Here is a 25,710-nt window from a genome sequence, read left to right as displayed (position 1 = left end):
AGACGCAAATGAAGAAAGATGCGAGCGCTTGTTCTCGAAGCAGAGGAAGCACCTTAGCGCCGAAGGTAGCCGACTTACGTTCTAAAGTAAAATAAGTATTTTTAATACTTAATTTTACTTACTTAATGGCCAAAGCCATTAAGAACCAATTGCCAGGCAAATAAATCGTATGGATGCGATGAGCCGAATCGAGACCGCAAGGTCTCTTTTTTTATGCGAAAATAAAGAGATTTAAAAGAGTAAAGATCAATTATTTCAAAGAAAGAACGAGCATAAATTTTTCTAGTATTAGTGAAGTATTAGAGAAATTTATGCTTTTTTAATACACTAGTAGTAAATGAGTAAATTTTTGAGGAGCATTAATATGATTATAAGAGCTTTAGAGGAAACGGATTTACCTTTCGTACATCATTTAAATAATGAATATTCAATTATGTCATATTGGTTTGAAGAACCTTATCAATCACTTAGTGAATTGGAGAATCTTTATAAAAAGCATATTTTAGATGAATCTGAGCGACGATTTATCATTGAAGAAGATGAGGTATCTATCGGTGTAGTAGAATTATTAGAAATCAATTTTATACATCGTACTTGTGAAGTTTTAATTATTATAGATCCTCAATTTGCGAATCGTGGTTATGCTAAAAAAGCTTTCAAAATGGCAATTGATTATGCATTTTTAGTATTAAATATGAATAAAGTATATTTATATGTAGACATTAAAAATGAAAAAGCTGTTCACATTTATAAAAGTAATAATTTCGAGATTGAAGGTACATTAAAGGAACATTTCTATACACGTGGAGAGTATAGAGATTGTTATGTGATGGGATTATTAAAGAGAAATTGGGTTAATCAACATGATGATGATTTATCTCATATTAGGTAGAAGTGTTGCATTGGGAGAATAGAAAAGAGTGGATAAGATGGAAAAACCTATAACAAATAAACTTGAAGAGTTAATTGATAATAAAGTTATTTCAATGCATGTTCCAGGACATAAGAACATGACTATAGGAAATTTAAATCAACTAAAAATTAATATGGATATGACAGAAATTACGGGACTTGATGATATGCATCAACCAGAAGATATCATTTTAGAAAGTATGTCTCATTTTAAAAAACACGATGATTATGATGCATTTTTGCTTATTAATGGGACTACTTCAGGGATACTCTCTGTGATACAGGCATTTTCAGAGAAAAAGGGACGATATCTTATTAGTAGAAATGTTCATAAATCAGTTTTCCATGGGTTAGACTTAGCAAAAGCACAAGCTACTTTTACAGCTATGCATCAAAGTAACCTAACATGTCAATATGTAGAACCAATACTAGAAGATGTGATTGAGGATTATAAGCTAGGTATTTGTACATATCCAAATTATTACGGAGAAACATTTAATATTGGAAATTTCATTAATAAATTACATGATAATGGCATTCCAGTATTAGTAGATGAAGCGCATGGCGCACATTTTGATCTCGAAGGTTTTCCGATTTCGTCTATGAATTATGGTGCGGATTATGTGGTTCAGTCTTATCATAAGACGTTACCAGCTTTAACCATGGGCTCAGTTTTATTTATACATAAAGATGCGCCTTTACGTTCACAAGTAATAGAGTATTTATCTTATTTTCAAACTTCAAGTCCCTCATATTTAGTTATGTCTAGTTTGGAATATGCTCAAGAATTCTATAATGAATTTAAAAGTGAGTTATTCTTTGAAAAGAGAAAACATTTTATAAAAGTATTAAAAAAGAAAGGATTCAACATTGGTGAACCCGACGATGCTGTTAAATTAGTCGTTAGTTATGATGGTTTTGAAGGGTATGATATACAACGTTGGTTCGAAGATCATAATATTTTTGTTGAATTAGTTGATGAGCATCAAATTTTGCTAGTATTACCACTTTGGCATGAAAATGACGTATTTCCGTTTGAATTATTAATTAAAACAATAAATGAAATGGAGATTCCTGAACGAGCTGAACATGCTCCTAAAAAATTGAATTTGATGCTAGCATCGAGTGAGTATAGGGCAGTTCATTTTCCAAAAGTAAAAGAGATAGCAATTCATCAAGCGGAAGGTGAAGTTTTAGCACAGCATATTGTGCCATATCCTCCTGGAATACCAGTAATGTTTAGAGGAGAAGTTATCACGACACATATGATAAAATTATTACAACATTATTCAAACCTCGGAATAAAAGTTGAAGGTTTGAAAGATCAAAATTTTTTAGTTAAGGATGAATAAAATGTCAGCTTTTATAACGTTTGAAGGGCCTGAAGGAGCAGGAAAAACCTCTGTAATATCGAAAGTAAGTCAAAAATTAGCTACAGATATGGATGTTATTACAACTCGTGAACCTGGTGGAGTTCCTACAGGAGAAGAAATACGTAGAGTTGTATTAGAGGGAAATAACATGGATATTCGAACTGAGGCGATGTTGTTTGCAGCCTCAAGACGTGAGCACCTTGTTGAAAAAGTTATCCCGGCATTAAAAAAAGATAAAATTGTACTATGTGATAGATATATTGATAGTTCTTTAGCTTATCAAGGATATGCAAGGGGTATAGGTATTGAAGAAGTGAAAACTTTAAATGAATTTGCAATAAATGGATTGTATCCTGACTTAACTATTTATTTAGATGTAAGTGCTGAAGTAGGACATCAACGTATCCTTAAAAATCAACGTAATCAAAACCGTTTAGATCAGGAAGATAAGGCGTTTCATGAGAAAGTGATTGAAGGTTATCAGAGAGTCATCGATAGCGATCCTGAACGTTTTGTTAAAGTAAATGCGGATCAGGATTTGGAAAATGTTGTTGAGGAAGCTTACCAATCTATCATCAAATATTTAAAAAATATGTGATATAATATTAATAAGAGGTGTTATAAAATGAAGATGATTATAGCGATCGTCCAAGATCAAGATAGTCAAGAACTTTCAGACCAACTCGTAAAAAATAATTTTAGAGCAACTAAATTGGCTACTACAGGCGGATTTTTAAGAGCCGGTAATACTACATTCTTATGTGGTGTTAATGATGAACGTGTTGAAGAACTATTAACGGTTATTGATAACACTTGTGGTAATAGAGAACAACTTGTTTCTCCAATTACTCCAATGGGTGGTAGTGCTGATTCATATATTCCATATCCAGTTGAAGTTGAAGTAGGTGGAGCAACAGTATTTGTTATGCCAATCGAGGCCTTTCACCAATTTTAAATAGAAATAAATGGTCGTTAAATCAAGTGTATGTAAGTTGAAGAGCTGATTAATAGCGACTGTACTGGAATCAATTCAGTTATGAAATAGTAATTATTTTAATTACAATGTTGGGCTGCTTTGAAATGTAGCTTAGGATTGAGGTCATATTCATTCAAAACATGGTTTATCCTTTGAGTTATAGCATTGAAATTCGTTATTATATGTATTAATGTAAAGGATTACTGTTCGCATTGTTAAATTTGATTGAAGTAAGATGTCTACAATCTCAAGCTAATTTTTGAGTAGTCTTTTTTTATATAAGAAATTAAGAAGGAGTCGTCAATCATGGATGAACAACAACAGTTAGCTCATGCATATCATTCAAATAAGTTATCACACGCTTATTTATTTGAGGGTGACGATGCTCAAACTATGAAACATGTAGCTATTAACTTTGCTAAGTTGATTTTGTGTGCAGAGGATAGCCAGTGCGAACTGAAAGTTGATACATTTAATCATCCTGATTTCATGTATGTTTCTTCTGATGAGAACACGATTAAGAAAGAACAAATAGAAAGACTCGTACACTATATGAATCAATTGCCGATTGATGGACGCTATAAAGTGTATATTATCGAAGATTTTGAAAAATTAACTGTTCAAGGTGAAAATAGTATACTAAAATTTTTAGAAGAACCACCAGAGAATACAATCGCGATTTTATTATCGACTAAACCAGAACAAATCTTGGATACGATACATTCTAGGTGTCAACATGTTTATTTTAAGCCAATTGATAGAAAACAGTTTATTGAGCGATTGGTTGAAGCATCACTAACTAAACCTGTTGCTGAAATGATAAGTACATACACAACTCAAGTTGAGACAGCAATAGCATTGAATGAAGAATATGATTTAACTGCTTTAAGAAAGTCAGTTATCCGTTGGTGTGAACTTATTTTATCTAATAAACCAATGGCGATGATTGGTATTATTGATTTGCTTAAACAGGCTAAGAATCGCAAATTACAATTGTTAACATTAGCAGCAGTAAATGGTTTTTTTGAAGACATGATGCATGCAAAAGTAAATATAGATAATCATTTTATATATAGTGATTTGAGTGTGGAAATGAAAAAATACGCGGAAAGTTTAACGTTTAATCAAATGACTCTGATGTATGACCAACTGACTGAAGCTCATAAGAAATTAAACCAAAACGTTAATCCAACACTCGTATTTGAACAAATAGTAATAAGAGGTGTGAGATGAGATGCCAAATGTTGTAGGTGTTCAGTTTCAAAAAGCAGGGAAATTGGAATATTATGCGCCTAACCAACTAAATGTGAACGTTGGCGATTGGGTGGTCGTTGAGTCTAAACGAGGCATTGAAATAGGTATTGTAAAATTCCCGCCGAAAGATGTCGCTAATGAAGATGTTACTTTACCTTTAAAAGAAATTATTCGAGTAGTCAATGAAGAAGATGAAGAACAATATTATAATAATGAGCGCGACGCAAAACAGGCTTTAGAACTTTGTAAGAGAGTGGTAAAGGAACAAAATTTGGATATGCGTTTAGTAAATTGTGAATACACACTAGATAAGTCGAAGGTTATTTTCAATTTTACTGCAGATGATCGTATTGATTTTCGAAAATTAGTTAAGGTATTGGCACAAAATTTAAAAACAAGAATTGAATTACGACAAATTGGCGTAAGAGATGAAGCGAAGTTATTAGGTGGTATTGGGCCATGCGGTCGTTCGCTTTGTTGTTCAACATTTTTAGGTGACTTTGAACCTGTATCTATTAAAATGGCTAAGGATCAAAACCTATCATTAAATCCAACTAAAATTTCAGGAGCATGTGGGCGATTAATGTGTTGTTTGAAATATGAAAATGATTATTACGAAGAAGCAAGAGCACAGTTGCCCGATGTTGGTGAGTTAGTTCAAACTCCTGATGGAAGTGGAAAAGTTATAGGTTTAAATATTTTAGATATTTCAATGCAAGTAAAAATAGAAGGACTTGAACAACCATTAGAGTACAAAATGGAAGAAATTGAAGCGTTTAACTAAGGAGGTTTAGCGACCTTTGAATAGAAATGAATTATTCGAGAGATTAATGCGACTTGAACGAAATGTAGGACAATTAACGAACGATATGACTGAACTCAAAGATTTAGCTGTTGAACTTGTTGAAGAGAATGTGGCGTTGCAAGTTGAAAATGATAATCTAAAAAGATTGATGGAGAAAGACGAGCAGTCAGAATCTAACAATGAAGAAAGAAGTCATTCAAAGCACGTTAAAACGCCTTCTCCAAGTAAAGATAATTTAGCTATGTTATATCGAGAAGGATTTCATATATGTAAAGGCGAATTGTTTGGAAAACACAGACACGGAGAAGATTGCCTACTGTGTTTAAATGTATTAAGTGATTAATGTTTTGAAAGGTCGATATGATTAAATTTAAGGGTGTATTATATGTATGAAAAGAAAATCATGCTATAATGACATCCTTTTTTTAGGAGTAAAAGTATGCTTAAAGAAAATGAGAGATTAGATTGTTTAATTAAAGAGGGGTATGAGATTATTCAAAATGATGATGTGTTTTCTTTTTCAACAGATGCACTGTTATTAGGACATTTGACTGAAGTTAGAAAAAACGATCGAATCATGGACTTATGTTCTGGAAACGGAGTTATACCTTTGCTATTAGCCGCAAAGTGCAATCAAAAGATAGAAGCCATTGAAATCCAAGACCAATTAGTAGAAATGGCTCGTCGCAGTTTTGTACACAATAGCTTAGATGAGAGACTTACAATGTATCTGATGGATTTGAACAATGTATATGACGCCTTCAAACCTTCTCAATATACTTTAGTCACATGTAATCCACCTTATTTTAAAGTGAATCAACTGAATCAACATCAAAAAGAAGCGCATAAAATAGCACGTCATGAGGTAATGTGTGATTTCACTGATTGCGTTAAAGCTGCACGGCATTTGCTTAAGGAAGGTGGACGATTTATCGTCGTACATCGTGCGGATAGGCTTATGGATGTCTTAACTGAAATGAGAAATGGTAAAATTGAACCTAAGAAACTCACTTTTGTATACAGTAAAGCTAATAAATCAGCACAAACGATTGTAGTTGAGGGACGAAAAGGTGGGAAACAAGGGCTAGATATACAGCAACCTTTTTATATTTACAATCAAGATGGTACATATAGTGATGAAATGAAAGGCATATATTATGGATAGACATTTTGTTTATATAGTTAAATGTATGGATGGCAGTTTGTATACTGGTTATGCGAAAGACGTGAATGCGCGTGTTGCAAAACATAATGAAGGTAAAGGTGCTAAATATACTAAAATAAGACGTCCGGTAGAGTTAGTTTATCAAGAAATGTATGGGACAAAATCTGAAGCGTTAAAAAGAGAGTATGAAATTAAAACATTTTCTAGAAAGAAAAAATTAAAAATGATTGAGGAGGGGTAACATGGCAACTTTATTTTTAGTAGGAACGCCTATAGGAAATCTAGCTGATATAACGTTTCGTGCGGTAGACACATTAAAAAATGTAGATATGATTGCATGTGAAGATACTAGAGTGACACGAAAGTTATGTGACCATTACGAGATTGAAACACCTTTAAAATCGTACCATGAACATAACAAAGAACAACAAACAGAGTATTTAATTGAGCAACTCATTTCTGGTTTAAATATAGCTTTAGTTTCAGATGCGGGGTTACCGCTTATAAGTGATCCAGGATATGAGTTAGTTGTTGAAGCACGTAACCAGAATATAAATGTAGAAACAATCCCTGGACCTAATGCAGGTTTAACAGCACTAATGGCAAGTGGTCTTCCTTCTTTTACATATACATTTTTAGGCTTTTTACCTAGAAAAGAGAAAGAAAAATTAGATGTATTGCAAGAGAGAATGTATCAATATAGTACTTTGATTTTATATGAATCTCCACATCGTGTTACTGACACACTTAAAGCAATAGCTAAAGTTGATAATATGAGAAAAATAGCTATAGGCAGAGAACTGACTAAAAGATTTGAGCAACTTATGACTTTACCAGTTGAGCACATGCTAGAAATGATTCAAAGTGGTGACATTCCACTAAAAGGTGAATTTGTGATTCTAATTGAAGGCGCACGTCCTTTAGTCAATCACTCATGGTTTGAGGAATTAAGTATTAAAGAACATGTTGAATATTATATTGAAAGAGATCAATTAAAACCGAAGAAAGCAATTAAGTCAGTAGCGCTAGATCGTGGAATGAAAACTGGAGAAGTATACAATATATATCATGATGTAGAATAAAAATTATTATGTTCTACATGTATTTAATTAGTGATGAATTCACGTGAAAGCCACCATAAAACACCGATTTTATGGTATTGTAGTAAAGATGATGACAATTCATTTTCAAATGATGAGAGAATGTGAAAGTTGATACATAGTAGTGCGCTACTTCATTGAAAAGAAAAATAAATTTAGATATCATTTATTATGTAATTAATGAGGAGGACCAGTGATGGCTAAAGATACATTTTATATAACTACCCCAATTTATTATCCAAGTGGGAACTTACACATCGGTCATGCATACTCTACTGTCGCAGGCGACGTTATTGCGCGCTATAAAAGAATGCAAGGGTATGATGTTCGTTATTTAACAGGTACAGATGAACATGGCCAAAAAATTCAAGAAAAAGCTCAAAAAGCTGGTAAAACTGAATTAGAATATTTAGATGAAATGATTGCCGGAATTAAAAGTTTATGGGATAAACTCGAAATTTCAAATGATGATTTTATTCGTACAACTGAAGAACGTCATAAGCAAGTTGTTGAAAAAGTGTTTGAACGCCTACTTAAACAAGGTGATATTTATTTAGGAGAATACGAAGGTTGGTATTCAGTTCCTGATGAAACTTATTATACAGAATCACAACTTGTTGACCCAGTTTATGAAAATGGGGAAATTGTAGGGGGGGGAAGTCCAGATTCCGGACATGAAGTTGAACTTGTTAAAGAAGAAAGTTATTTCTTTAATATTAATAAATATACAGATCGTTTATTAGAGTTTTATGATGAAAATCCAGATTTCATCCAACCTCCATCTAGAAAAAATGAAATGATTAATAACTTTATCAAACCTGGATTAGAAGATTTAGCTGTATCTCGTACATCATTTGACTGGGGAGTTCGTGTACCATCAAATCCTAAACATGTTGTATACGTTTGGATTGATGCGCTTGTAAACTATATTTCTTCTTTAGGCTATTTATCAGATGATGAAGAACTTTTCAATAAATATTGGCCTGCAGATATCCATTTAATGGCTAAGGAAATCGTACGTTTCCACTCTATTATTTGGCCGATATTATTAATGGCTTTAGACTTACCGCTACCTAAGAAAGTCTTCGCGCATGGTTGGATTTTAATGAAAGACGGTAAAATGAGTAAATCTAAAGGTAATGTTGTTGATCCTAATGTATTAATTGACCGCTATGGTCTAGATGCTACGCGTTATTACTTAATGCGTGAGTTACCGTTTGGTTCAGATGGAGTATTCACTCCAGAAGCTTTCGTTGAACGCACGAATTATGATTTAGCGAATGACCTAGGTAACTTGGTTAATCGTACAATTTCAATGATAAATAAATATTTCCAAGGTGAGTTACCAGCATATCAAGGTCCTAAACATGAACTTGATGAAGATATGGAAGCGATGGCACTTGAAACAGTTAAAAACTTTAATGAAAATATGGAAAGTTTACAATTCTCTGTAGCATTATCAATGGTTTGGAAATTTATTAGCCGTACGAATAAATATATTGATGAAACTCAACCATGGGTATTAGCTAAAGATGAGGATCAACGTGACATGCTTGGTAATGTAATGGCACATCTAGTTGAGAACATTCGTTTTTCAGCTGTTTTACTGCAACCATTCTTAACACATGCACCAAGAGAGGTTTTCAAACAACTTAACATGAATGACCCTAAATTATCGCAATTAGAAAGTCTTGAAAGCTACGGTGCACTTACTGAACCAATATTAGTTACTGAAAAGCCAACACCTATTTTCCCAAGATTAGATACGGAAGCGGAAATAGCTTATATTAAAGAATCTATGCAACCACCTAAATCTGAAGAAAAAGAGGAAGTGCCAAGTAAAGAACAAATTGATATTAAAGACTTTGATAAAGTTGAAATTAAAGCTGCAACAATTACTGATGCTGAAAATGTTAAAAAATCAGATAAATTATTGAAAATTCAAATTGATTTAGACAACGAACAACGTCAAATCGTATCTGGAATAGCAAAATTCTATAAACCTGAAGATATTATTGGTAAAAAAGTTGCTGTAGTTACCAATCTAAAACCTGCTAAATTAATGGGACAAAAATCTGAAGGTATGATTTTATCAGCAGAGAAAGATGGGGTACTGACATTAGTAAGTTTACCAAGTGCAATTCCAAACGGTGCAGTCATTAAATAATATTGTTTAAAGATAGGAGAGATAATGATGTTAATCGATACACATGTACATTTAAATGATGAACAATATGATGAAGATTTAAATGAAGTGATATCTCGCGCGCAAGAAGCAGGCGTAGATAGAATGTTCGTAGTAGGATTTGATACACCTACTATAGAACGCACTATGGAACTCATAGATAAATATGAATTTATTTATGGAATTATCGGTTGGCATCCTGTCGATGCTATAGATTGTACAGACGAACGATTAGAGTGGATTGAAAGCCTGTCTAAGCATCCTAAGATTATTGGTATCGGAGAAATGGGCTTAGACTATCATTGGGATAAATCTCCTGCTGATGTTCAAAAAGAAGTATTTAGAAAGCAAATTGCCCTAGCTAAACGTGTGAAATTACCTATAATTATTCACAATCGTGAAGCAACTCAAGACTGTGTTGACATTTTAATGGAGGAACATGCCGAAGAAGTCGGTGGCATCATGCACAGTTTTAGCGCTTCGCCTGAAATTGCGGATGTTGTCATAAACAAGTTGAATTTCTATGTTTCTCTTGGTGGTCCAGTTACTTTCAAAAATGCCAAACAGCCTAAAGAAGTGGCACAACATGTACCTATGGATCGTTTGTTATGTGAAACTGATGCACCATATTTATCTCCACATCCTTATAGAGGTAAACGAAATGAACCAGAACGTGTGACTTTAGTTGCACAACAAATTGCTGATTTACGAGATATGTCCTATGAGGAAGTTTGTCGACAAACGACTGAAAATGCAGAACGTTTATTTAAATTGAACTAATAATAATTATAGTGGGAAAGGTGTCCGACTTTGAAAGGATGAATATCATCACACTTTTAAAAGTATGAGACATCTTTCTCATTTTTTATAAATTTAAGAGTGCCGGTATAGTAATATTAAAGATTCAAGTAGCTCATGTTTTAATAATTAGAATTATTTATATAAAATAAAGTTAAATGTCATAGACTTGGAAGGTATAAATATGAAGATTAATGAATTTATCGTTGTAGAAGGTAGGGATGATACTGAACGTGTTAAAACTGCTGTAGAATGCGATACAATTGAAACGAATGGTAGTGCAATCAATCAGGATACACTAAATGTTATACGTCACGCTCAAGAAACTAGAGGTGTTATTGTACTGACTGACCCTGATTTCCCAGGTGATAAAATTCGACATACAATACGTGATTATGTACCAGGTGTGAAACATGCTTACTTAGATAGAGAAAAAGCTAAAAACAAAAGAGGTAAAATTGGCATTGAGCATGCAAACGTTAAAGATATTCGTGAAGCTTTAATGCATGTGAGCTCTCCATTAGAAGAAGCAGAAGAAACTATTGATAAGAGTGTACTTATTGATTTAGGGCTTATTATTGGTAAGGATGCAAGACGTCGTAGAGAGATATTAGGACAAAAACTACATATTGGTCACTCAAATGGCAAACAATTGCTAAAGAAACTTAACGCATTTGGTTATACAGAACAAGATGTAAGAGAGGCATTACTTGATGATGAAAGAAGGGAGAAATAAATGGAACATAAAGATATAGCTACACCATCTCGTACGCGAGCTTTATTAGACCAATACGGTTTTAACTTTAAAAAAAGTTTGGGCCAAAACTTCTTAGTTGATGTAAATATAATTAATAAAATTATTGATGCGAGTCAAATAGATGATACTACGGGCGTAATTGAAGTTGGTCCTGGTATGGGATCATTGACTGAACAGCTTGCTAAAAATGCTAAAAAAGTGATGTCTTTTGAAATAGACCAAAGATTAATTCCAGTTCTTGAGGATACTCTTGCTCCATATGATAATGTGACAATTATTAATGAAGATATATTAAAAGCAAATATTAGTAAAGCAGTTCATACACACCTAAGTGATTGTGAAAAAATCATGGTTGTGGCAAATTTACCTTATTATATTACTACGCCTATATTATTAAATTTAATGCAACAAGATATACCTATAGATGGCTATGTGGTAATGATGCAAAAAGAAGTTGGTGAACGTCTTAATGCAACTGTAGGTACTAAAGCATATGGTTCACTTTCAATAGTTGCTCAATATTATACAGAGACAAGTAAAGTTCTGACAGTGCCTAAATCGGTGTTTATGCCACCTCCAAATGTTGATTCTATTGTAGTAAAACTGATGCAACGTGAAGAACCTTTAGTACAAGTTGATAATGAAGAAGCGTTTTTTAAATTAGCTAAAGCTGCATTTGCACAACGACGTAAAACAATTAATAATAACTACCAAAACTTTTTTAAAGATGGTAAAAAGCATAAAGCGTCAATATTAAATTGGTTGGAAAGTGCAGAAATTGATCCAAAACGACGTGGTGAAACGCTTACAATACAAGATTTTGCTAATTTATATGAGGAAAAGAAAAAATTCCCAGAATTATAAAATTAATATGTTGACAAAGGTCATTTACCTTGATAAAATTTAAATTTTATTTGACGAAAACGCTCTGAATATGGTATTATGTAACTTGTAGCGAGGTGGGGCAATATGCCAAAATCAATTTTGGACATCAAAAATTCTATTGATTGTCATTTAGGAAATCGTATTGTACTTAAAGCCAATGGTGGACGCAAAAAGACAATTGAACGCTCAGGTGTTTTAAAAGAAACATATCCTTCAGTATTCATTGTCGAGTTAGATCAAGATAAACACAACTTTGAACGCGTATCTTATACATACACTGATGTGCTTACAGAGAACGTACAAGTTTCATTTGAAGAAGATAATCATCAAGAAGCAGTTGCACACTAATTATAAACACATAAGAGTGATTGATTACTCTAAACTTCACAGTTTTATATTATATTTATTAAGGTGAGTATTGGGCGAAAAGTTCAATACTCTTTTTTTGGTATAAGGTCCTCGTAAAGTTTGAGTCATAGTTACTCAGGACTTTTCAAATACGGCTCATATAAAAATTTATATTTTAAAAAATCAAAAAACGTATATTATTACTTTTTAAAATGTATTTCATTAAGATTTTACGAAAAATTGAAGGTAATCTATCAAATATTTAAGACCTTTATGTTAAAATCATCTTATTAATAATTCGAAGAGAGGGCGGAAAAATGATATATGAAACGGCACCTGCCAAAATAAATTTTACGCTCGATACCCTTTTCAAAAGAGATGATGGTTATCATGAAATAGAAATGATTATGACTACGATTGATTTAAACGATCGATTATCTTTTCAAAAACGCAAAGATAAAAAGATTGTTGTAGATATTGAACATAATTATGTGCCTAATGATCACAAGAACCTTGCATATAGAGCGGCGCAATTGATGGTTGATACGTATAATATTAAAGAGGGCGTTACAATTACTATTGATAAAGATATACCAGTTTCGGCTGGATTAGCTGGTGGTTCTGCGGATGCGGCAGCTACGATGAGAGGTATGAATCGTTTGTTTGAGTTAGGTAAATCATTAGATGAATTATCGGCACTAGGTATACAAATTGGGACGGATATCCCGTTTTGTATTTATAATAAGACTGCAGTATGTACTGGTCGAGGTGAATGTGTGACATTTTTAGATAAACCACCTTCTGCATGGGTAGTTTTGGCTAAACCAGATTTAGGAATATCCTCTCCAGATGTATTTAAAGCACTAAACTTAAACGAAAAGCATGTTGTAAATAACGATATGTGCAAACAGGCTTTAAAAACAAACAATTACTATCAATTATGTGAGAGCTTATCTAACCGTTTAGAGCCTATTTCGATATCAATGCATCCAGAAATAAAAAAGCTGAAAGATAACATGTTACAATGCGGTGCTGATGGTGCATTAATGAGCGGGAGTGGTCCAACGGTATATGGTTTAGCTCAAAAAGAGCGACAGGCTAAAAACATTTATAATTCAGTTAACGGATGTTGCAACGAAGTATATTTAGTAAGATTATTAGGATAGAAGGGTTTGAAAAAATGAGATATAAAAGAAGCGAACGTATTGTGTTTATGACTCAATACCTTATGAATCATCCGAATAAATTAATACCCCTCACTTTTTTCGTTAAAAAATTTAAACAAGCGAAATCTTCTATAAGTGAAGATGTTCAAATCATTAAAAACACTTTTCAAAAAGAACAGTTGGGTACGGTTATTACAACTGCTGGTGCAAGTGGTGGTGTGACTTATAAACCAATGATGAGTAAGGCTGAAGCGACTGAGGTTGTTAACGAAGTCATTACGCATTTACAAGAAAAAGAACGATTGTTGCCTGGAGGCTATTTATTCTTATCAGATTTAGTTGGCAACCCTACTTTATTGAATAAAGTAGGCAAGTTGATTGCAAGTATTTATATGGAAGAGCAACTAGATGCTGTCGTGACAATTGCCACTAAAGGTATATCGCTTGCTAATGCAGTAGCAAACGTATTAAATTTACCTGTAGTGGTTATTAGAAAAGACAATAAGGTAACTGAAGGTTCTACTGTTTCCATTAACTATGTTTCTGGATCATCAAGAAAGATAGAAACTATGGTGTTATCAAAACGTACTTTAGCTGAGAATTCCAATGTCCTCGTAGTAGACGATTTTATGAGAGCTGGGGGCTCTATAAATGGAGTTATGAATTTAATGAACGAGTTTAAAGCTCACGTAAAAGGGGTATCAGTACTTGTAGAATCAAAAGAAGTTAAACAAAGATTGATTGAAGATTATACTTCCTTAGTCAGATTATCAGATGTCGATGAATATAATCAGGAATTTAAAGTAGAGCCAGGCAACAGCTTGTCTAAATTTTCTTAGAAAAGGAGCATTTATACAACATGAAAACAGTAAACACAAACAAAGCACCAGAAGCATTAGGACCATATTCACATGCTACAGTAGTTAATGACTTAGTCTTTACATCAGGTCAAATTCCATTAACACTTGATGGAAATATCGTTAGCGATGATGTACAAGAACAAACGAAGCAAGTTTTAGAAAATTTAACTGTAGTACTTCAAGAAGCTGGTTCTGATTTAGATTCAGTTGTGAAAGCAACAATTTTTATTTCTGATATGAATAATTTCCAAAAAATTAATGAAATCTATGGAGATTATTTCGGCAAATACCAACCTGCACGTAGCTGTGTTGAGGTAGCACGTTTACCTAAAGACGTGAAGGTGGAAATTGAATTGATAGGTAAAGTTAAGGAATAATAATTTTCTTTTAAAAAATATTGTCAAGCTTCTAATTAATATAAAGATATACTAGGGGGCTCACTACATGAAAGTGACAGATGTAAGACTTAGAAAAATACAAACTGATGGCAGAATGAAAGCTCTTGTTTCCATTACACTTGATGAAGCATTTGTAATCCATGACTTACGTGTAATTGAAGGAAACTCAGGTTTATTCGTTGCTATGCCAAGTAAACGTACACCAGATGGTGAATTCCGCGACATTGCGCATCCAATCAACTCTGATATGCGTCAAGAAATTCAAGATGCTGTAATGAAAGTATATGATGAAACTGATGAAGTCATTCCGGATAAAAATGCGACTTCAGACAATGAAGAATCAGACGAAGCTTAATTAAAAAATATAAAATTAAAGTATAAAAAATGGTCAACGTTTCAAATGTCGGAGCGTTGACCATTTTTTATGACAACAACTCATTGTCGCCCGATATTTACATAATTTAAGTTGTTTATAAAAAATTAACGATTAGTTAACAAAAACTTTTAAAAGTTGAAAGTCTATTAGTTGTTAAATTATAATAATTATGAAGTGTAAATTTTAATGGAGGGTTAGCATTCATGCAAAGACATGCGATTATTTTGGCAGCAGGTAAAGGCACAAGAATGAAATCTAAAAAATATAAAGTGCTTCATGAAGTTGCTGGCAAGTCAATGATTGAACATGTTCTCAACAATGTTAAACAATCTGGAGTTAATCAAATTGTAACTATCGTTGGACACGGCGCAGAAAGTGTCAAAGAAACTTTAGGCGATCAATCATTATACAGTTTTCAAGAGGAACAACTTGGAACAGCACATGCTGTAAAGATGGCATATGAACATTTGGAAGATAAAGAGGGGACAACTTTAGTTGTGTGTGGTGATACGCCGTTAATCACATCTAAGACGTTAGAATCACTTATCGACCAACACGAAAGTACAGAAGCACAAGTAACTGTATTATCTGCGTCAACTCAACAACCGTACGGATATGGTCGAATTGTAAGAGATTCCAACCATCAATTAGAACGAATTGTTGAAGAAAAAGACGCAAATGAAAACGAACGTGCGATTAAGGAAATTAGTTCTGGTATTTTTGCTTTTGATAATAAAGAGCTATTTGATAAATTAGCACAAGTCAAAAATGATAACGTTCAAGGTGAATATTATTTACCTGATGTTTTATCGCTTATTTTAGACGATGGTGGTAAGGCAGAAGTGTACCATACAGATGATTTTGACGAAATCATGGGTGTCAACGATAGAGTTATGTTAAGTCAGGCTGAAAAAGCTCTACAAAAACGTATTAATCATTACCATATGAGAAATGGCGTAACTATTATTGACCCAGATTCAACATTTATCGGTCCTGATGTAGAAATAGGTGCTGACACAACAATAGAACCAGGTGTACGTATTGGTGGCCGTACGATTATCGGTGAAGACGTATTAGTTGGTCAATATTCTGAAATTAATAATAGTACAATTCGTTCGAATGCTAACATCAAACAATCTGTCATTAACGATTCAGTTGTAGGAGAAAAAACAAAAGTTGGGCCATTTGCTCAGTTAAGACCAGGCTCAAATCTTGGCGCAGATGTAAAAGTTGGCAACTTTGTTGAAGTTAAGAAGTCAGATCTCAAAGATGGCGCAAAAGTTTCACATCTTAGCTATATTGGTGATGCTGAAATTGGTGAAAGAACAAACATTGGCTGTGGTTCTATAACTGTTAATTACGATGGGGTAAATAAATTTAAAACGATTGTAGGTAACGATGCGTTTATTGGTTGTAATACTAACCTCATAGCCCCTGTAACAGTAAATGATCACACCCTTATTGCAGCTGGTTCAACAATTACAGATGATATACCTGAAGATAGCTTAGCCATCGCGCGCGTTAGACAAGTGAATAAAGAAGGCTATTTGAAAAAATAGTTAATTAAAAAAACAACATGTTGTTAGATTAAAGTGGAAATGAATTAGCAATAGAAATTATTTTGATTTAACTTGTAACATAGTAAAAAAGTTCTATTTTCTATATAATAAACAGTGTAAGTAAATAATTGGAGGACTATAAATGTTAAATAATGAATATAAGAATTCATCATTAAAGATCTTTTCGCTCAAAGGTAATGAACCTTTAGCACAAGAAGTAGCAGATCATGTAGGGATTGAACTAGGGAAATGTTCAGTAAAACGTTTTAGTGACGGAGAAATTCAAATTAACATCGAAGAAAGTATCCGTGGTTGTGATGTGTTTATTATTCAACCAACTTCATATCCTGTAAACCTTCATTTAATGGAGTTACTTATTATGATTGACGCATGTAAACGTGCTTCGGCAGCTAATATTAACATCGTAGTTCCTTACTATGGTTATGCACGTCAAGATAGAAAAGCGCGAAGCCGTGAACCGATTACAGCTAAATTAGTTGCAAATCTTATTGAAACAGCAGGTGCCAATCGTATGATTGCTCTTGATTTACATGCACCTCAAATTCAAGGATTCTTCGATATCCCAATCGACCACTTAATGGGTGTACCTATCCTTGCTCAACATTTTGAAAATGACCCTAATATCAATCCAGAAGAATGTGTTGTTGTTTCACCAGACCATGGTGGTGTAACACGCGCACGTAAATTAGCAGACATTTTAAAAACTCCAATTGCAATTATCGATAAACGTCGTCCAAAACCAAATGTAGCAGAAGTCATGAATATTGTTGGTGAGATTGAAGGACGCACAGCAATTATTATTGATGATATTATCGATACTGCTGGAACAATTACATTAGCCGCGCAAGCACTTAAAGATAAAGGTGCTAAAGAAGTTTATGCTTGTTGTACGCACCCTGTATTATCAGGTCCAGCTAAAGAACGTATTGAAAACTCTGCAATTAAAGAATTGATCGTTTCAAATTCTATTCAATTAGAGGACAGCAGAAAACCATCTAATACTAAAGAACTTTCTGTAGCAGGATTAATCGGTAAAGCGATTATCCGTGTTTATGAACGAGAATCTGTAAGTGTATTATTTGACTAAAGGTTACAAATGCGTTTGACGAATTAACTAACAACGTGTATAATACATTCGTTCTTGAATTTACGGACAAATAAACACTTGCAAGCAACTATAGAGTTGATGGGCAAGTGAGGAGCAGATGAGAACAGTCGATAGATTGTTAATACTGCAAAATTTGAAAGGTGGAAATTTGAATGGCTTCATTAAAGTCAATCATCCGTCAAGGTAAACAAACTCGTTCTGACCTTAAACAATTAAGAAACTCAGGTAAAGTACCTGCAGTTGTATACGGTTACGGTACTAAAAATACTTCAGTTAAAGTTGATGAAGTTGAATTCATCAAAGTAATCCGTGAAGTAGGACGTAATGGTGTTATTGATTTAGGCGTAGGTTCTAAAACAATTAAAGTAATGGTTTCAGATTATCAATTTGACCCATTAAAAAACCAAATTACTCATATCGACTTCTTAGCAATCAACATGAGTGAAGAACGTACTGTAGAAGTACCAGTTCACTTAGTTGGTGAAGCTGTAGGCGCTAAAGAAGGTGGCGTAGTTGAACAACCATTATTCGACTTAGAAGTTTCAGCTACTCCAGAAAATATCCCTGAATCAATCGAAGTGGATATCTCTGAATTACAAATCAACGACAGCTTCTCTGTTGCTGATGTTAAGATTACTGGTGACTTCACTATCGAAAATGACCCAGAGGATTCAATCGTAACAGTCGTTCCTCCAACAGACGAACCTTCTGAAGAAGAAGTGGAAGCTATGGAAGGTGAATCAGCTACTGAAGAACCTGAAGTTGTTGGTGACGACAAAGAATCTGAAGAAGAAAACAAAGAAGAAGAGTAATTTCTTTTTGCTTTCTAACTGTCATTCATATGATGGCTTTAGATGATTAATGACATACAAGCACTGTGCTTATACTAATAAGCATGGTGCTTTTTGTGTTATTATAGGGAATGATTAATTATTTGAAGTGATATGAAAATATGGACGGATGATATGACGATAACGTGTATGATTTCGTCCCTTCATTTTCAATAAAAAAACCGGTCCAAATTGATACGGCTGATAGATAAATTAAGAATAATGACGGAGGTAACATAAGATGAAGTGTATTGTCGGTCTCGGCAACATAGGTAAACGTTTCGAACTTACAAGACATAATATTGGTTTTGAAGTTATCGATTATATATTAGAACGTAATCAATTTACACTCGATAAACAAAAGTTTAAAGGTGCTTACACGATTGAGCGTTTAAATGGGGACAAAGTATTATTTATAGAACCAATGACAATGATGAATCTTTCAGGCGAAGCGGTAGCACCGTTAATGAATTATTATAATGTTGAACCTGAAGATTTAATCGTTTTGTATGATGATTTAGATTTAGAGCAGGGACAAGTGCGTCTGCGTCAAAAGGGGAGCGCGGGTGGACACAATGGAATGAAATCTATAATTAAAATGCTTGGTACTGATCAATTTAAACGTATTCGAATTGGAGTAGGGAGACCAACGAATGGTATGTCAGTTCCTGACTACGTATTACAACGCTTTTCTAAAGAAGAAATGGTAACTATGGACAAAGTGATTGAACATGCTGCTAGAGCTGTCGAAGCTTTCATAGAATCATCAAGATTTGATCATGTAATGAATGAATATAATGGTGAAGTCAATTGAAATCAATAATTACTGATTATATTAGTGAAGATAAGCGTTTTCAGGAATTAGACGACGTTTTTGGACAGGAGAATATATTAGTTACAGGTCTCTCCCCTTCTGCTAAAGCAACGATTATTGCTGAGAAATATTTAAAAGATCAGAAACAATTACTACTTGTAACTAACAATTTGTATCAAGCAGATAAAATTGAAACAGATTTATTACAATATGTTGATGGCTCAGAAGTTTATAAATATCCCGTTCAAGATATTATGACTGAAGAGTTTTCTACACAAAGTCCTCAGTTGATGAGTGAACGCGTACGAACATTGACGGCGTTAGCCCAAGGCCAACGAGGGTTATTTATCGTGCCTTTAAATGGCTTTAAGAAATGGCTAACTCCAGTCGATATGTGGAAAAATCATCAAATGACATTAAAAGTAGGCGAAGACATTGATGTCGAGGCGTTTCTTAACAAACTAGTTAATATGGGATATCGTCGAGAAAGTGTAGTATCTCATATTGGTGAATTCTCACTACGTGGGGGCATTATCGATATATATCCATTGATAGGATCGCCGGTAAGAATAGAGTTATTTGATACAGAAGTCGACTCCATTAGAGATTTCGATGTTGAAACACAACGTTCTAATGAGAACTTAGATGAGGTAGATATTACTACTGCAAGCGACTATATCATCACTGATGAGGTTATTCAGCATCTACAAACACATTTGAAAGAAGCTTATGAACACACACGTCCTAAAATTGAAAAATCTGTACGCAATGATTTAAAAGAGACGTATGAAAGTTTTAAATTATTTGAGTCTACTTTCTTTGATCATCAATTATTACGTCGCTTAGTCGCATTTATGTATGAACAACCCTCTACTATTATAGATTACTTTAGAGATGATGCGGTTATCGCTGTAGATGAATTTAATCGTGTCAAAGAGACGGAAGAAACGTTAACTACTGAAGTTGACGATTTTATTAGTAATTTAATTGAGAGTGGAAATGGATTCATCGGTCAAAGTTTCATGAAATATGATGGGTTTGAAACTTTACTTGAGAAGAAACCAGTTGCATACTTCACGTTATTTACATCTTCAATGCAAGTACCATTGCAACATATCATTAAATTCTCATGTAAACCTGTTCAACAATTTTACGGTCAATACGATATCATGCGCTCTGAATTTCAAAGATATGTTCATAATGACTATACCATCATTGTGCTTGTGGAGACCGAAACTAAAGTAGAGCGTATTCAGTCTATGTTGAATGAAATGCACATCCCTACTGTTTCTCATATCCATGAAAAGGTAGATAGCGGACAAGCTATCGTAACGGAAGGTAGTTTGTCAGAAGGCTTTGAACTACCATACATGCAATTAGTGGTCATTACGGAGAGAGAACTTTTCAAGACTAAGCAAAAGAAACAGCGAAAACGCACCAAAACGATATCCAACGCTGAAAAGATCAAGTCTTATCAAGACTTGAATGTTGGCGACTACATTGTTCACGTGCATCATGGTGTGGGTCGTTACTTAGGTGTTGAAACACTTGAAGTAGGCGATACGCATCGAGATTATATTAAATTACAATACAAAGGAACAGATCAATTATTCGTACCAGTGGATCAAATGGATCAAGTTCAGAAGTATGTTGCTTCAGAGGATAAATCGCCAAGACTGAATAAATTAGGCGGTACAGAATGGAAAAAAACGAAAGCTAAAGTTCAACAAAGCGTTGAAGATATTGCTGATGAACTGATTGATCTGTATAAAGAGCGAGAGATGTCTGTGGGTTACCAATACGGGGAAGACACCGCAGAACAATCAGCCTTTGAGCATGATTTCCCTTATGAATTAACGCCAGACCAAGGTAAATCAATCGAAGAAATAAAAGGTGATATGGAACGTGAAAGACCTATGGATCGCTTATTATGTGGCGACGTAGGTTATGGTAAGACTGAAGTAGCTGTACGTGCTGCATTTAAAGCGGTTATGGAAGGGAAGCAAGTCGCATTCCTAGTACCAACCACAATTTTGGCGCAACAGCACTATGAAACGTTAATTGAACGTATGCAAGATTATCCTGTAGAAATTCAACTTGTCAGTCGTTTCCGTACGACGAAAGAGGTTCGTGAAACTAAAGAAGGCTTAAAATCTGGCTACGTTGATATTGTAGTAGGAACACACAAACTACTTGGTAAAGATATTCAATATAAGGATTTAGGCTTACTCATAGTCGATGAAGAACAACGCTTTGGTGTGCGCCATAAAGAGCGTATTAAAACACTTAAGAAGAACGTTGACGTGCTTACATTAACTGCAACCCCAATTCCAAGAACGTTGCATATGAGTATGTTAGGTGTTCGTGATTTATCCGTAATTGAAACACCACCTGAGAATCGTTTCCCAGTGCAAACCTATGTATTAGAGCAGAATACGAATTTTATTAAAGAAGCATTAGAACGTGAGTTATCTCGTGACGGCCAAGTATTCTATCTTTATAACAAAGTTCAATCAATTTATGAAAAACGTGAACAGCTTCAAATGTTAATGCCAGAAGCTAATATTGCTGTTGCACATGGACAAATGACAGAACGTGATTTAGAGGAAACAATGCTTAGCTTTATTAACCATGAATACGATATCCTCGTGACCACAACGATTATAGAAACAGGCGTAGATGTACCTAACGCGAATACATTGATTATCGAAGAAGCGGACCGGTTTGGTCTTAGTCAGCTGTATCAATTAAGAGGTCGTGTAGGACGTTCGAGTCGTATAGGTTATGCTTATTTCTTACATCCGGCGAATAAAGTTCTAAATGAAACTGCTGAAGAACGTTTACAAGCAATTAAAGAATTTACTGAATTAGGTTCAGGATTTAAAATTGCTATGCGAGATCTTAATATTCGTGGCGCGGGTAACTTACTTGGTAAACAACAACACGGCTTTATTGATTCTGTCGGTTTCGACCTATATTCACAAATGCTTGAAGAAGCCGTTAATGAGAAACGTGGTATTAAAGAAGAGACGCCAGATGCACCAGAAGTGGAAGTTGAACTTAACCTTGATGCGTACTTACCGGCTGAATATATTCAAAATGAACAAGCTAAAATTGAAATATATAAAAAGCTGCGTAAGGTTGAGACAGAAGATCAATTATTTGATGTGAAAGATGAATTAATCGATAGATTTAATGATTATCCTGTCGAAGTAGAACGTCTCTTAGACATCGTTGAAATCAAAGTACACGCTTTACATGCTGGTATTACTTTAATTAAAGATAAAGGTAAAACAGTTGAAATTTCACTCTCTAATAAAGCTACCGAAAATATTAATGGTGAAGAATTGTTTAAACAGACGCAACCTCTAGGTAGAGCGATGAAAGTAGGCGTACAAGAAAATGCGATGCGCGTTACTTTAACTAAATCTAAGCAATGGCTAGATAGTTTGAAATTCTTAGTTAAATGTATTGAAGAAAGTATGGCGATTGAAGATGAAGCATAAGCCTAAGCCTAAAACGGCATTCAATGGTGTTGTGATACTGACGCTAGCGCTTGTCATTGTTAAAATCTTAAGCGCTATTTATCGCGTACCTTACCAAAATGTTTTGGGCGATCAGGGTCTGTATGCTTATCAACAAATTTATCCTATTGTCGCTTTAGGAATGATTCTATCTATGAACGCAATACCTAGTGCGGTCACTCAAGTATTAGGTGTGCATAGTCCAATTGCATCATACTCGAAGGTCATGTTGAGATTACAGTATGTTGGCTTGGCCATATTTACAATCATATTCATTGGTGCGTATCCTTTAGCGCTATGGATGGGCGATTCAAGACTGACACCTATGTTAAGAATGGCAAGTTTTAGTTTTATATTTATTGGCATACTAGGTGTCTTACGCGGTTTTTATCAGACAAAACAAGCTATGAATATTCCAGCTATTTCCCAGGTAATAGAACAATTGATTCGAGTAAGTTTAATCATCGTAGCGATTGTTTTATTTTCTTTACACAGTTGGTCTATTTATCAGGCTGGTACACTCGCGATTTTAGCATCTTCTATTGGATTTTTAGGTTCCATGCTATATCTAGTGCTGACGCGTCCATTTTCCTTAAAATTAAAGCACAATACCGCTCATGTTGATTGGCGTCAGCTCTTCATGTCGATACTCATCTATGCATTAAGCCAATTAATTGTCATTTTATGGCAGGTGGTTGATAGCTTCACTGTTATACACACGCTTCAAGTGAGTGGTCTGTCATTCGATACAGCTATCCGATATAAAGGTATTTATGATAGAGGGGCATCCTTTATTCAAATGGGGTTAATTGTTACCACAACATTTAGTTTCGTACTTATACCTTTATTGACTGAAGCTATTCATCAACGCAATCAAGTTCTGATGAACCGATATGCGAATGCTTCAATTAAAATTACGGTATTGATAAGTTCTGCAGCAGGAATTGGCTTAATTAATCTCTTGCCACTCATGAATCGTGTCTTTTTTAAGAACGATAGTCTAACGGGAACACTCAGTATTTACATGATTACAGTCGTTTGTGTTTCACTTATTATGATGAATATAGCATTATTACAAGTATTGAATCGCATTAGACCTATTTTAGTGGGTATCGTACTTGGAATACTCTCAAAAGCTATTTTGAATATTATGTGTATCAGTCAGCTAAGTATCTTTGGTGCGAGTTTAAGTACCGTACTTTCATTAATTTTATTTGTAACTGTGCTACAAGTGGCAGTACTGAAACACTATCATTTTAGACGTATGTCGTTATTTATCATTAAACTCATAGGCGGTTTAGTGGTGATGAGTATAAGTGTGCAAATCATCATGCTCACCATTCCTGCCCATGGACGTGTAATGGGACTTATTGAATTAGTTATGAGTGCCTTCATTGGTGTTGGTGTTTTACTCATATATGTTGTAATGTTTAATGTATTAAGCTATAAAGAACTCAAATATTTACCTTTTGGAGATAAACTCTATCATTTTAAGAAAGGACGACGTTCATGACTCACACGATTACAGTTGTAGGTTTAGGTAATTATAATATCGATGATTTGCCACTAGGGGTATATCGTTTTCTGGAAAATAAAACCAAAATTTATGCGAGAACGCTAGATCATCCTGTCATAGAAGAGCTTAAAGAAACGCTTCAATTCGAAAGTTTCGATCATATATATGAAAAGAACTCGAGTTTTGAAGAGGTCTATCAAACGATAGTGAATGAATTAATTCAACACGCACAAACTGAAGATATCGTGTATGCTGTGCCAGGACATCCTCGTGTAGCTGAAACGACTACTGCCCAACTATTAGAATATAGTCAATCACATAATGATATTCAGGTGGAAATTTTAGGTGGTAAAAGCTTTATTGACGACATTTTTGAAGCGGTTGATTTAGATCCTAATGATGGATTTACGCTATTAGATGGTACTGCGATTCAAGAATCAATGCTTAATGTACGCACACATACATTGATTACTCAAGTCTACAGTGCAATGGTGGCTGCTGACTTAAAGTTAGTTTTAATGGAACGTTACCCAGATGATTTTGAAGTGAAAATTGTTACTGGTGCACATAGTGGAGGTTCACATGTAATTGAATGTCCACTTTATGAAATTGATCACCATGAAAATGAATTTAATAATCTTACTAGTATCTTTGTGCCAAAAGTAGAAGATGAGAAAGCACTATATCAAGACTTTGATTATGCCGTACAAACTATAGATGTTCTTGTAGATGACGAGAAAGGTTGTCCCTGGGATAAAGTTCAAACTCATGAAACGCTTAAACGATATTTATTAGAGGAAACATTTGAGTTGTTTGAAGCTATTGACAATGAAGATGATTGGCATATGATAGAAGAGCTTGGCGACATCTTATTGCAAGTATTACTGCATACAAGCATTGGTAAAAAAGATGGCTATATGGATATTAAAGAAGTGATTGAAAGCCTCAATGCTAAAATGATACGTCGACACCCACATATA

The 25,710-nt window shown here is 34.2% G+C and carries 26 protein-coding genes; all 26 read left to right on the top strand.

All coding sequences use genetic code 11. The features are described from left to right. Positions 1 to 364: 364 nt before the first annotated feature. Complete coding sequence (locus HMPREF2642_RS02210; RefSeq protein WP_002436836.1) at positions 365 to 892, top strand: GNAT family N-acetyltransferase; 528 nt, start codon at positions 365 to 367, stop codon at positions 890 to 892. A 37-nt stretch (positions 893 to 929) separates the two neighbouring features. Continuing rightward, a complete protein-coding gene (locus HMPREF2642_RS02205; protein WP_030061098.1) occupies positions 930 to 2,264 on the top strand; it encodes an aminotransferase class I/II-fold pyridoxal phosphate-dependent enzyme in 1,335 nt (444 codons plus the stop codon). A gap of 1 nt (position 2,265) precedes the next feature. Beyond that, complete coding sequence (tmk, locus tag HMPREF2642_RS02200) at positions 2,266 to 2,883, top strand: dTMP kinase (protein ID WP_002436838.1); 618 nt, start codon at positions 2,266 to 2,268, stop codon at positions 2,881 to 2,883. 27 nt (positions 2,884 to 2,910) lie between these two features. Continuing rightward, entirely contained in the window at positions 2,911 to 3,240 is a 330-nt protein-coding gene (locus HMPREF2642_RS02195) for a cyclic-di-AMP receptor (protein ID WP_002452447.1), read from the top strand. Between the two features lie 327 nt (positions 3,241 to 3,567). Next, complete coding sequence (locus HMPREF2642_RS02190; RefSeq protein WP_030061102.1) at positions 3,568 to 4,494, top strand: DNA polymerase III subunit; 927 nt, start codon at positions 3,568 to 3,570, stop codon at positions 4,492 to 4,494. 1 nt (position 4,495) lies between these two features. After that, complete coding sequence (locus HMPREF2642_RS02185; protein ID WP_002452448.1) at positions 4,496 to 5,299, top strand: PSP1 domain-containing protein; 804 nt, start codon at positions 4,496 to 4,498, stop codon at positions 5,297 to 5,299. A gap of 16 nt (positions 5,300 to 5,315) precedes the next feature. Then, positions 5,316 to 5,663, top strand: a complete 348-nt coding sequence (gene yabA / locus HMPREF2642_RS02180; protein ID WP_002436812.1) for a DNA replication initiation control protein YabA — start codon at positions 5,316 to 5,318, stop codon at positions 5,661 to 5,663. 96 nt (positions 5,664 to 5,759) lie between these two features. After that, on the top strand, positions 5,760 to 6,485 hold the full coding sequence (locus HMPREF2642_RS02175; RefSeq protein WP_030061104.1) for a tRNA1(Val) (adenine(37)-N6)-methyltransferase: 726 nt from the start codon (positions 5,760 to 5,762) through the stop codon (positions 6,483 to 6,485). Beyond that, the gene (locus tag HMPREF2642_RS02170; protein ID WP_002436834.1) at positions 6,478 to 6,726 is read left to right on the top strand and encodes a GIY-YIG nuclease family protein; all 249 of its coding nucleotides are present in this window, start codon (positions 6,478 to 6,480) and stop codon (positions 6,724 to 6,726) included. Before HMPREF2642_RS02175 ends, HMPREF2642_RS02170 begins: the two co-directional genes overlap by 8 nt. 1 nt (position 6,727) lies before the next feature. Then, positions 6,728 to 7,567 (top strand): 16S rRNA (cytidine(1402)-2'-O)-methyltransferase, encoded by an 840-nt coding sequence (rsmI, locus tag HMPREF2642_RS02165; protein ID WP_030061105.1) that lies wholly within the window; start codon positions 6,728 to 6,730, stop codon positions 7,565 to 7,567. 214 nt (positions 7,568 to 7,781) lie between these two features. Continuing rightward, positions 7,782 to 9,752 carry a methionine--tRNA ligase gene (metG, locus tag HMPREF2642_RS02160; protein WP_070597620.1) on the top strand — a complete coding sequence of 657 codons (1,971 nt, stop codon included), beginning with the start codon at positions 7,782 to 7,784 and terminating at the stop codon, positions 9,750 to 9,752. 27 nt (positions 9,753 to 9,779) lie between these two features. Beyond that, complete coding sequence (locus HMPREF2642_RS02155; RefSeq protein ID WP_030061108.1) at positions 9,780 to 10,550, top strand: TatD family hydrolase; 771 nt, start codon at positions 9,780 to 9,782, stop codon at positions 10,548 to 10,550. 202 nt (positions 10,551 to 10,752) lie between these two features. Beyond that, the gene (gene rnmV / locus HMPREF2642_RS02150) at positions 10,753 to 11,304 is read left to right on the top strand and encodes a ribonuclease M5 (protein WP_002452453.1); all 552 of its coding nucleotides are present in this window, start codon (positions 10,753 to 10,755) and stop codon (positions 11,302 to 11,304) included. Then, positions 11,305 to 12,189 carry a 16S rRNA (adenine(1518)-N(6)/adenine(1519)-N(6))-dimethyltransferase RsmA gene (gene rsmA / locus HMPREF2642_RS02145; protein ID WP_030061110.1) on the top strand — a complete coding sequence of 295 codons (885 nt, stop codon included), beginning with the start codon at positions 11,305 to 11,307 and terminating at the stop codon, positions 12,187 to 12,189. Positions 12,190 to 12,294: 105 nt separating this feature from the next. Next, positions 12,295 to 12,558 carry a biofilm formation stimulator Veg gene (veg, locus tag HMPREF2642_RS02140; protein WP_001832193.1) on the top strand — a complete coding sequence of 88 codons (264 nt, stop codon included), beginning with the start codon at positions 12,295 to 12,297 and terminating at the stop codon, positions 12,556 to 12,558. 317 nt (positions 12,559 to 12,875) lie between these two features. Further along, complete coding sequence (gene ispE / locus HMPREF2642_RS02135; RefSeq protein ID WP_002436768.1) at positions 12,876 to 13,724, top strand: 4-(cytidine 5'-diphospho)-2-C-methyl-D-erythritol kinase; 849 nt, start codon at positions 12,876 to 12,878, stop codon at positions 13,722 to 13,724. A 14-nt stretch (positions 13,725 to 13,738) separates the two neighbouring features. Next, positions 13,739 to 14,563, top strand: a complete 825-nt coding sequence (gene purR, locus HMPREF2642_RS02130) for a pur operon repressor (protein WP_002436794.1) — start codon at positions 13,739 to 13,741, stop codon at positions 14,561 to 14,563. A 20-nt stretch (positions 14,564 to 14,583) separates the two neighbouring features. Continuing rightward, positions 14,584 to 14,961, top strand: coding sequence for a RidA family protein (locus HMPREF2642_RS02125; protein ID WP_002436792.1), 378 nt, complete (start codon positions 14,584 to 14,586; stop codon positions 14,959 to 14,961). A gap of 67 nt (positions 14,962 to 15,028) precedes the next feature. Continuing rightward, positions 15,029 to 15,337 carry a septation regulator SpoVG gene (spoVG, locus tag HMPREF2642_RS02120; protein ID WP_001832195.1) on the top strand — a complete coding sequence of 103 codons (309 nt, stop codon included), beginning with the start codon at positions 15,029 to 15,031 and terminating at the stop codon, positions 15,335 to 15,337. Between the two features lie 224 nt (positions 15,338 to 15,561). Beyond that, positions 15,562 to 16,917, top strand: coding sequence for a bifunctional UDP-N-acetylglucosamine diphosphorylase/glucosamine-1-phosphate N-acetyltransferase GlmU (gene glmU / locus HMPREF2642_RS02115; protein WP_070597619.1), 1,356 nt, complete (start codon positions 15,562 to 15,564; stop codon positions 16,915 to 16,917). Positions 16,918 to 17,059: 142 nt separating this feature from the next. After that, positions 17,060 to 18,025, top strand: coding sequence for a ribose-phosphate diphosphokinase (locus HMPREF2642_RS02110; RefSeq protein WP_002436814.1), 966 nt, complete (start codon positions 17,060 to 17,062; stop codon positions 18,023 to 18,025). 173 nt (positions 18,026 to 18,198) lie between these two features. Next, on the top strand, positions 18,199 to 18,858 hold the full coding sequence (locus HMPREF2642_RS02105) for a 50S ribosomal protein L25/general stress protein Ctc (protein ID WP_002436828.1): 660 nt from the start codon (positions 18,199 to 18,201) through the stop codon (positions 18,856 to 18,858). A gap of 259 nt (positions 18,859 to 19,117) precedes the next feature. Further along, positions 19,118 to 19,690, top strand: coding sequence for an aminoacyl-tRNA hydrolase (pth, locus tag HMPREF2642_RS02100; protein ID WP_002452459.1), 573 nt, complete (start codon positions 19,118 to 19,120; stop codon positions 19,688 to 19,690). Beyond that, a complete protein-coding gene (gene mfd / locus HMPREF2642_RS02095; RefSeq protein ID WP_070597618.1) occupies positions 19,687 to 23,196 on the top strand; it encodes a transcription-repair coupling factor in 3,510 nt (1,169 codons plus the stop codon). Before pth ends, mfd begins: the two co-directional genes overlap by 4 nt. Next, on the top strand, positions 23,186 to 24,727 hold the full coding sequence (locus tag HMPREF2642_RS02090) for a polysaccharide biosynthesis protein (RefSeq protein WP_070474731.1): 1,542 nt from the start codon (positions 23,186 to 23,188) through the stop codon (positions 24,725 to 24,727). The genes mfd and HMPREF2642_RS02090 overlap by 11 nt, the downstream gene beginning before the upstream one ends. Continuing rightward, positions 24,724 to 25,710 (top strand): MazG nucleotide pyrophosphohydrolase domain-containing protein (locus HMPREF2642_RS02085; protein ID WP_070597617.1); only part of this gene is annotated, 987 nt, incomplete at its 3' end. The genes HMPREF2642_RS02090 and HMPREF2642_RS02085, both read left to right, overlap by 4 nt.

The organism is Staphylococcus sp. HMSC055A09 (assembly GCF_001809655.1).
Classification (GTDB): domain Bacteria; phylum Bacillota; class Bacilli; order Staphylococcales; family Staphylococcaceae; genus Staphylococcus; species Staphylococcus capitis.
Note: the sequence above shows the minus strand (reverse complement) of the source record. Positions and strands in the feature narration are given on the sequence as shown.

Excerpts from the sequence above, each read along its gene's own strand:
- HMPREF2642_RS02090 (WP_070474731.1), top strand. The coding sequence starts at position 23,186 with ATGAAGCATAAGCCTAAGCCTAAAACGGCATTCAATGGTGTTGTGATA.
- glmU (WP_070597619.1), top strand. The coding sequence starts at position 15,562 with ATGCAAAGACATGCGATTATTTTGGCAGCAGGTAAAGGCACAAGAATG.
- HMPREF2642_RS02210 (WP_002436836.1), top strand. The coding sequence starts at position 365 with ATGATTATAAGAGCTTTAGAGGAAACGGATTTACCTTTCGTACATCAT.
- rsmI (WP_030061105.1), top strand. The coding sequence starts at position 6,728 with ATGGCAACTTTATTTTTAGTAGGAACGCCTATAGGAAATCTAGCTGAT.
- HMPREF2642_RS02155 (WP_030061108.1), top strand. The coding sequence starts at position 9,780 with ATGTTAATCGATACACATGTACATTTAAATGATGAACAATATGATGAA.
- HMPREF2642_RS02110 (WP_002436814.1), top strand. The coding sequence starts at position 17,060 with ATGTTAAATAATGAATATAAGAATTCATCATTAAAGATCTTTTCGCTC.
- HMPREF2642_RS02185 (WP_002452448.1), top strand. The coding sequence starts at position 4,496 with ATGCCAAATGTTGTAGGTGTTCAGTTTCAAAAAGCAGGGAAATTGGAA.
- tmk (WP_002436838.1), top strand. The coding sequence starts at position 2,266 with ATGTCAGCTTTTATAACGTTTGAAGGGCCTGAAGGAGCAGGAAAAACC.
- HMPREF2642_RS02175 (WP_030061104.1), top strand. The coding sequence starts at position 5,760 with ATGCTTAAAGAAAATGAGAGATTAGATTGTTTAATTAAAGAGGGGTAT.
- HMPREF2642_RS02105 (WP_002436828.1), top strand. The coding sequence starts at position 18,199 with ATGGCTTCATTAAAGTCAATCATCCGTCAAGGTAAACAAACTCGTTCT.
- HMPREF2642_RS02195 (WP_002452447.1), top strand. The coding sequence starts at position 2,911 with ATGAAGATGATTATAGCGATCGTCCAAGATCAAGATAGTCAAGAACTT.
- pth (WP_002452459.1), top strand. The coding sequence starts at position 19,118 with ATGAAGTGTATTGTCGGTCTCGGCAACATAGGTAAACGTTTCGAACTT.
- HMPREF2642_RS02125 (WP_002436792.1), top strand. The coding sequence starts at position 14,584 with ATGAAAACAGTAAACACAAACAAAGCACCAGAAGCATTAGGACCATAT.
- ispE (WP_002436768.1), top strand. The coding sequence starts at position 12,876 with ATGATATATGAAACGGCACCTGCCAAAATAAATTTTACGCTCGATACC.
- veg (WP_001832193.1), top strand. The coding sequence starts at position 12,295 with ATGCCAAAATCAATTTTGGACATCAAAAATTCTATTGATTGTCATTTA.
- HMPREF2642_RS02170 (WP_002436834.1), top strand. The coding sequence starts at position 6,478 with ATGGATAGACATTTTGTTTATATAGTTAAATGTATGGATGGCAGTTTG.
- HMPREF2642_RS02205 (WP_030061098.1), top strand. The coding sequence starts at position 930 with ATGGAAAAACCTATAACAAATAAACTTGAAGAGTTAATTGATAATAAA.
- metG (WP_070597620.1), top strand. The coding sequence starts at position 7,782 with ATGGCTAAAGATACATTTTATATAACTACCCCAATTTATTATCCAAGT.
- purR (WP_002436794.1), top strand. The coding sequence starts at position 13,739 with ATGAGATATAAAAGAAGCGAACGTATTGTGTTTATGACTCAATACCTT.
- rnmV (WP_002452453.1), top strand. The coding sequence starts at position 10,753 with ATGAAGATTAATGAATTTATCGTTGTAGAAGGTAGGGATGATACTGAA.
- HMPREF2642_RS02190 (WP_030061102.1), top strand. The coding sequence starts at position 3,568 with ATGGATGAACAACAACAGTTAGCTCATGCATATCATTCAAATAAGTTA.
- spoVG (WP_001832195.1), top strand. The coding sequence starts at position 15,029 with ATGAAAGTGACAGATGTAAGACTTAGAAAAATACAAACTGATGGCAGA.
- rsmA (WP_030061110.1), top strand. The coding sequence starts at position 11,305 with ATGGAACATAAAGATATAGCTACACCATCTCGTACGCGAGCTTTATTA.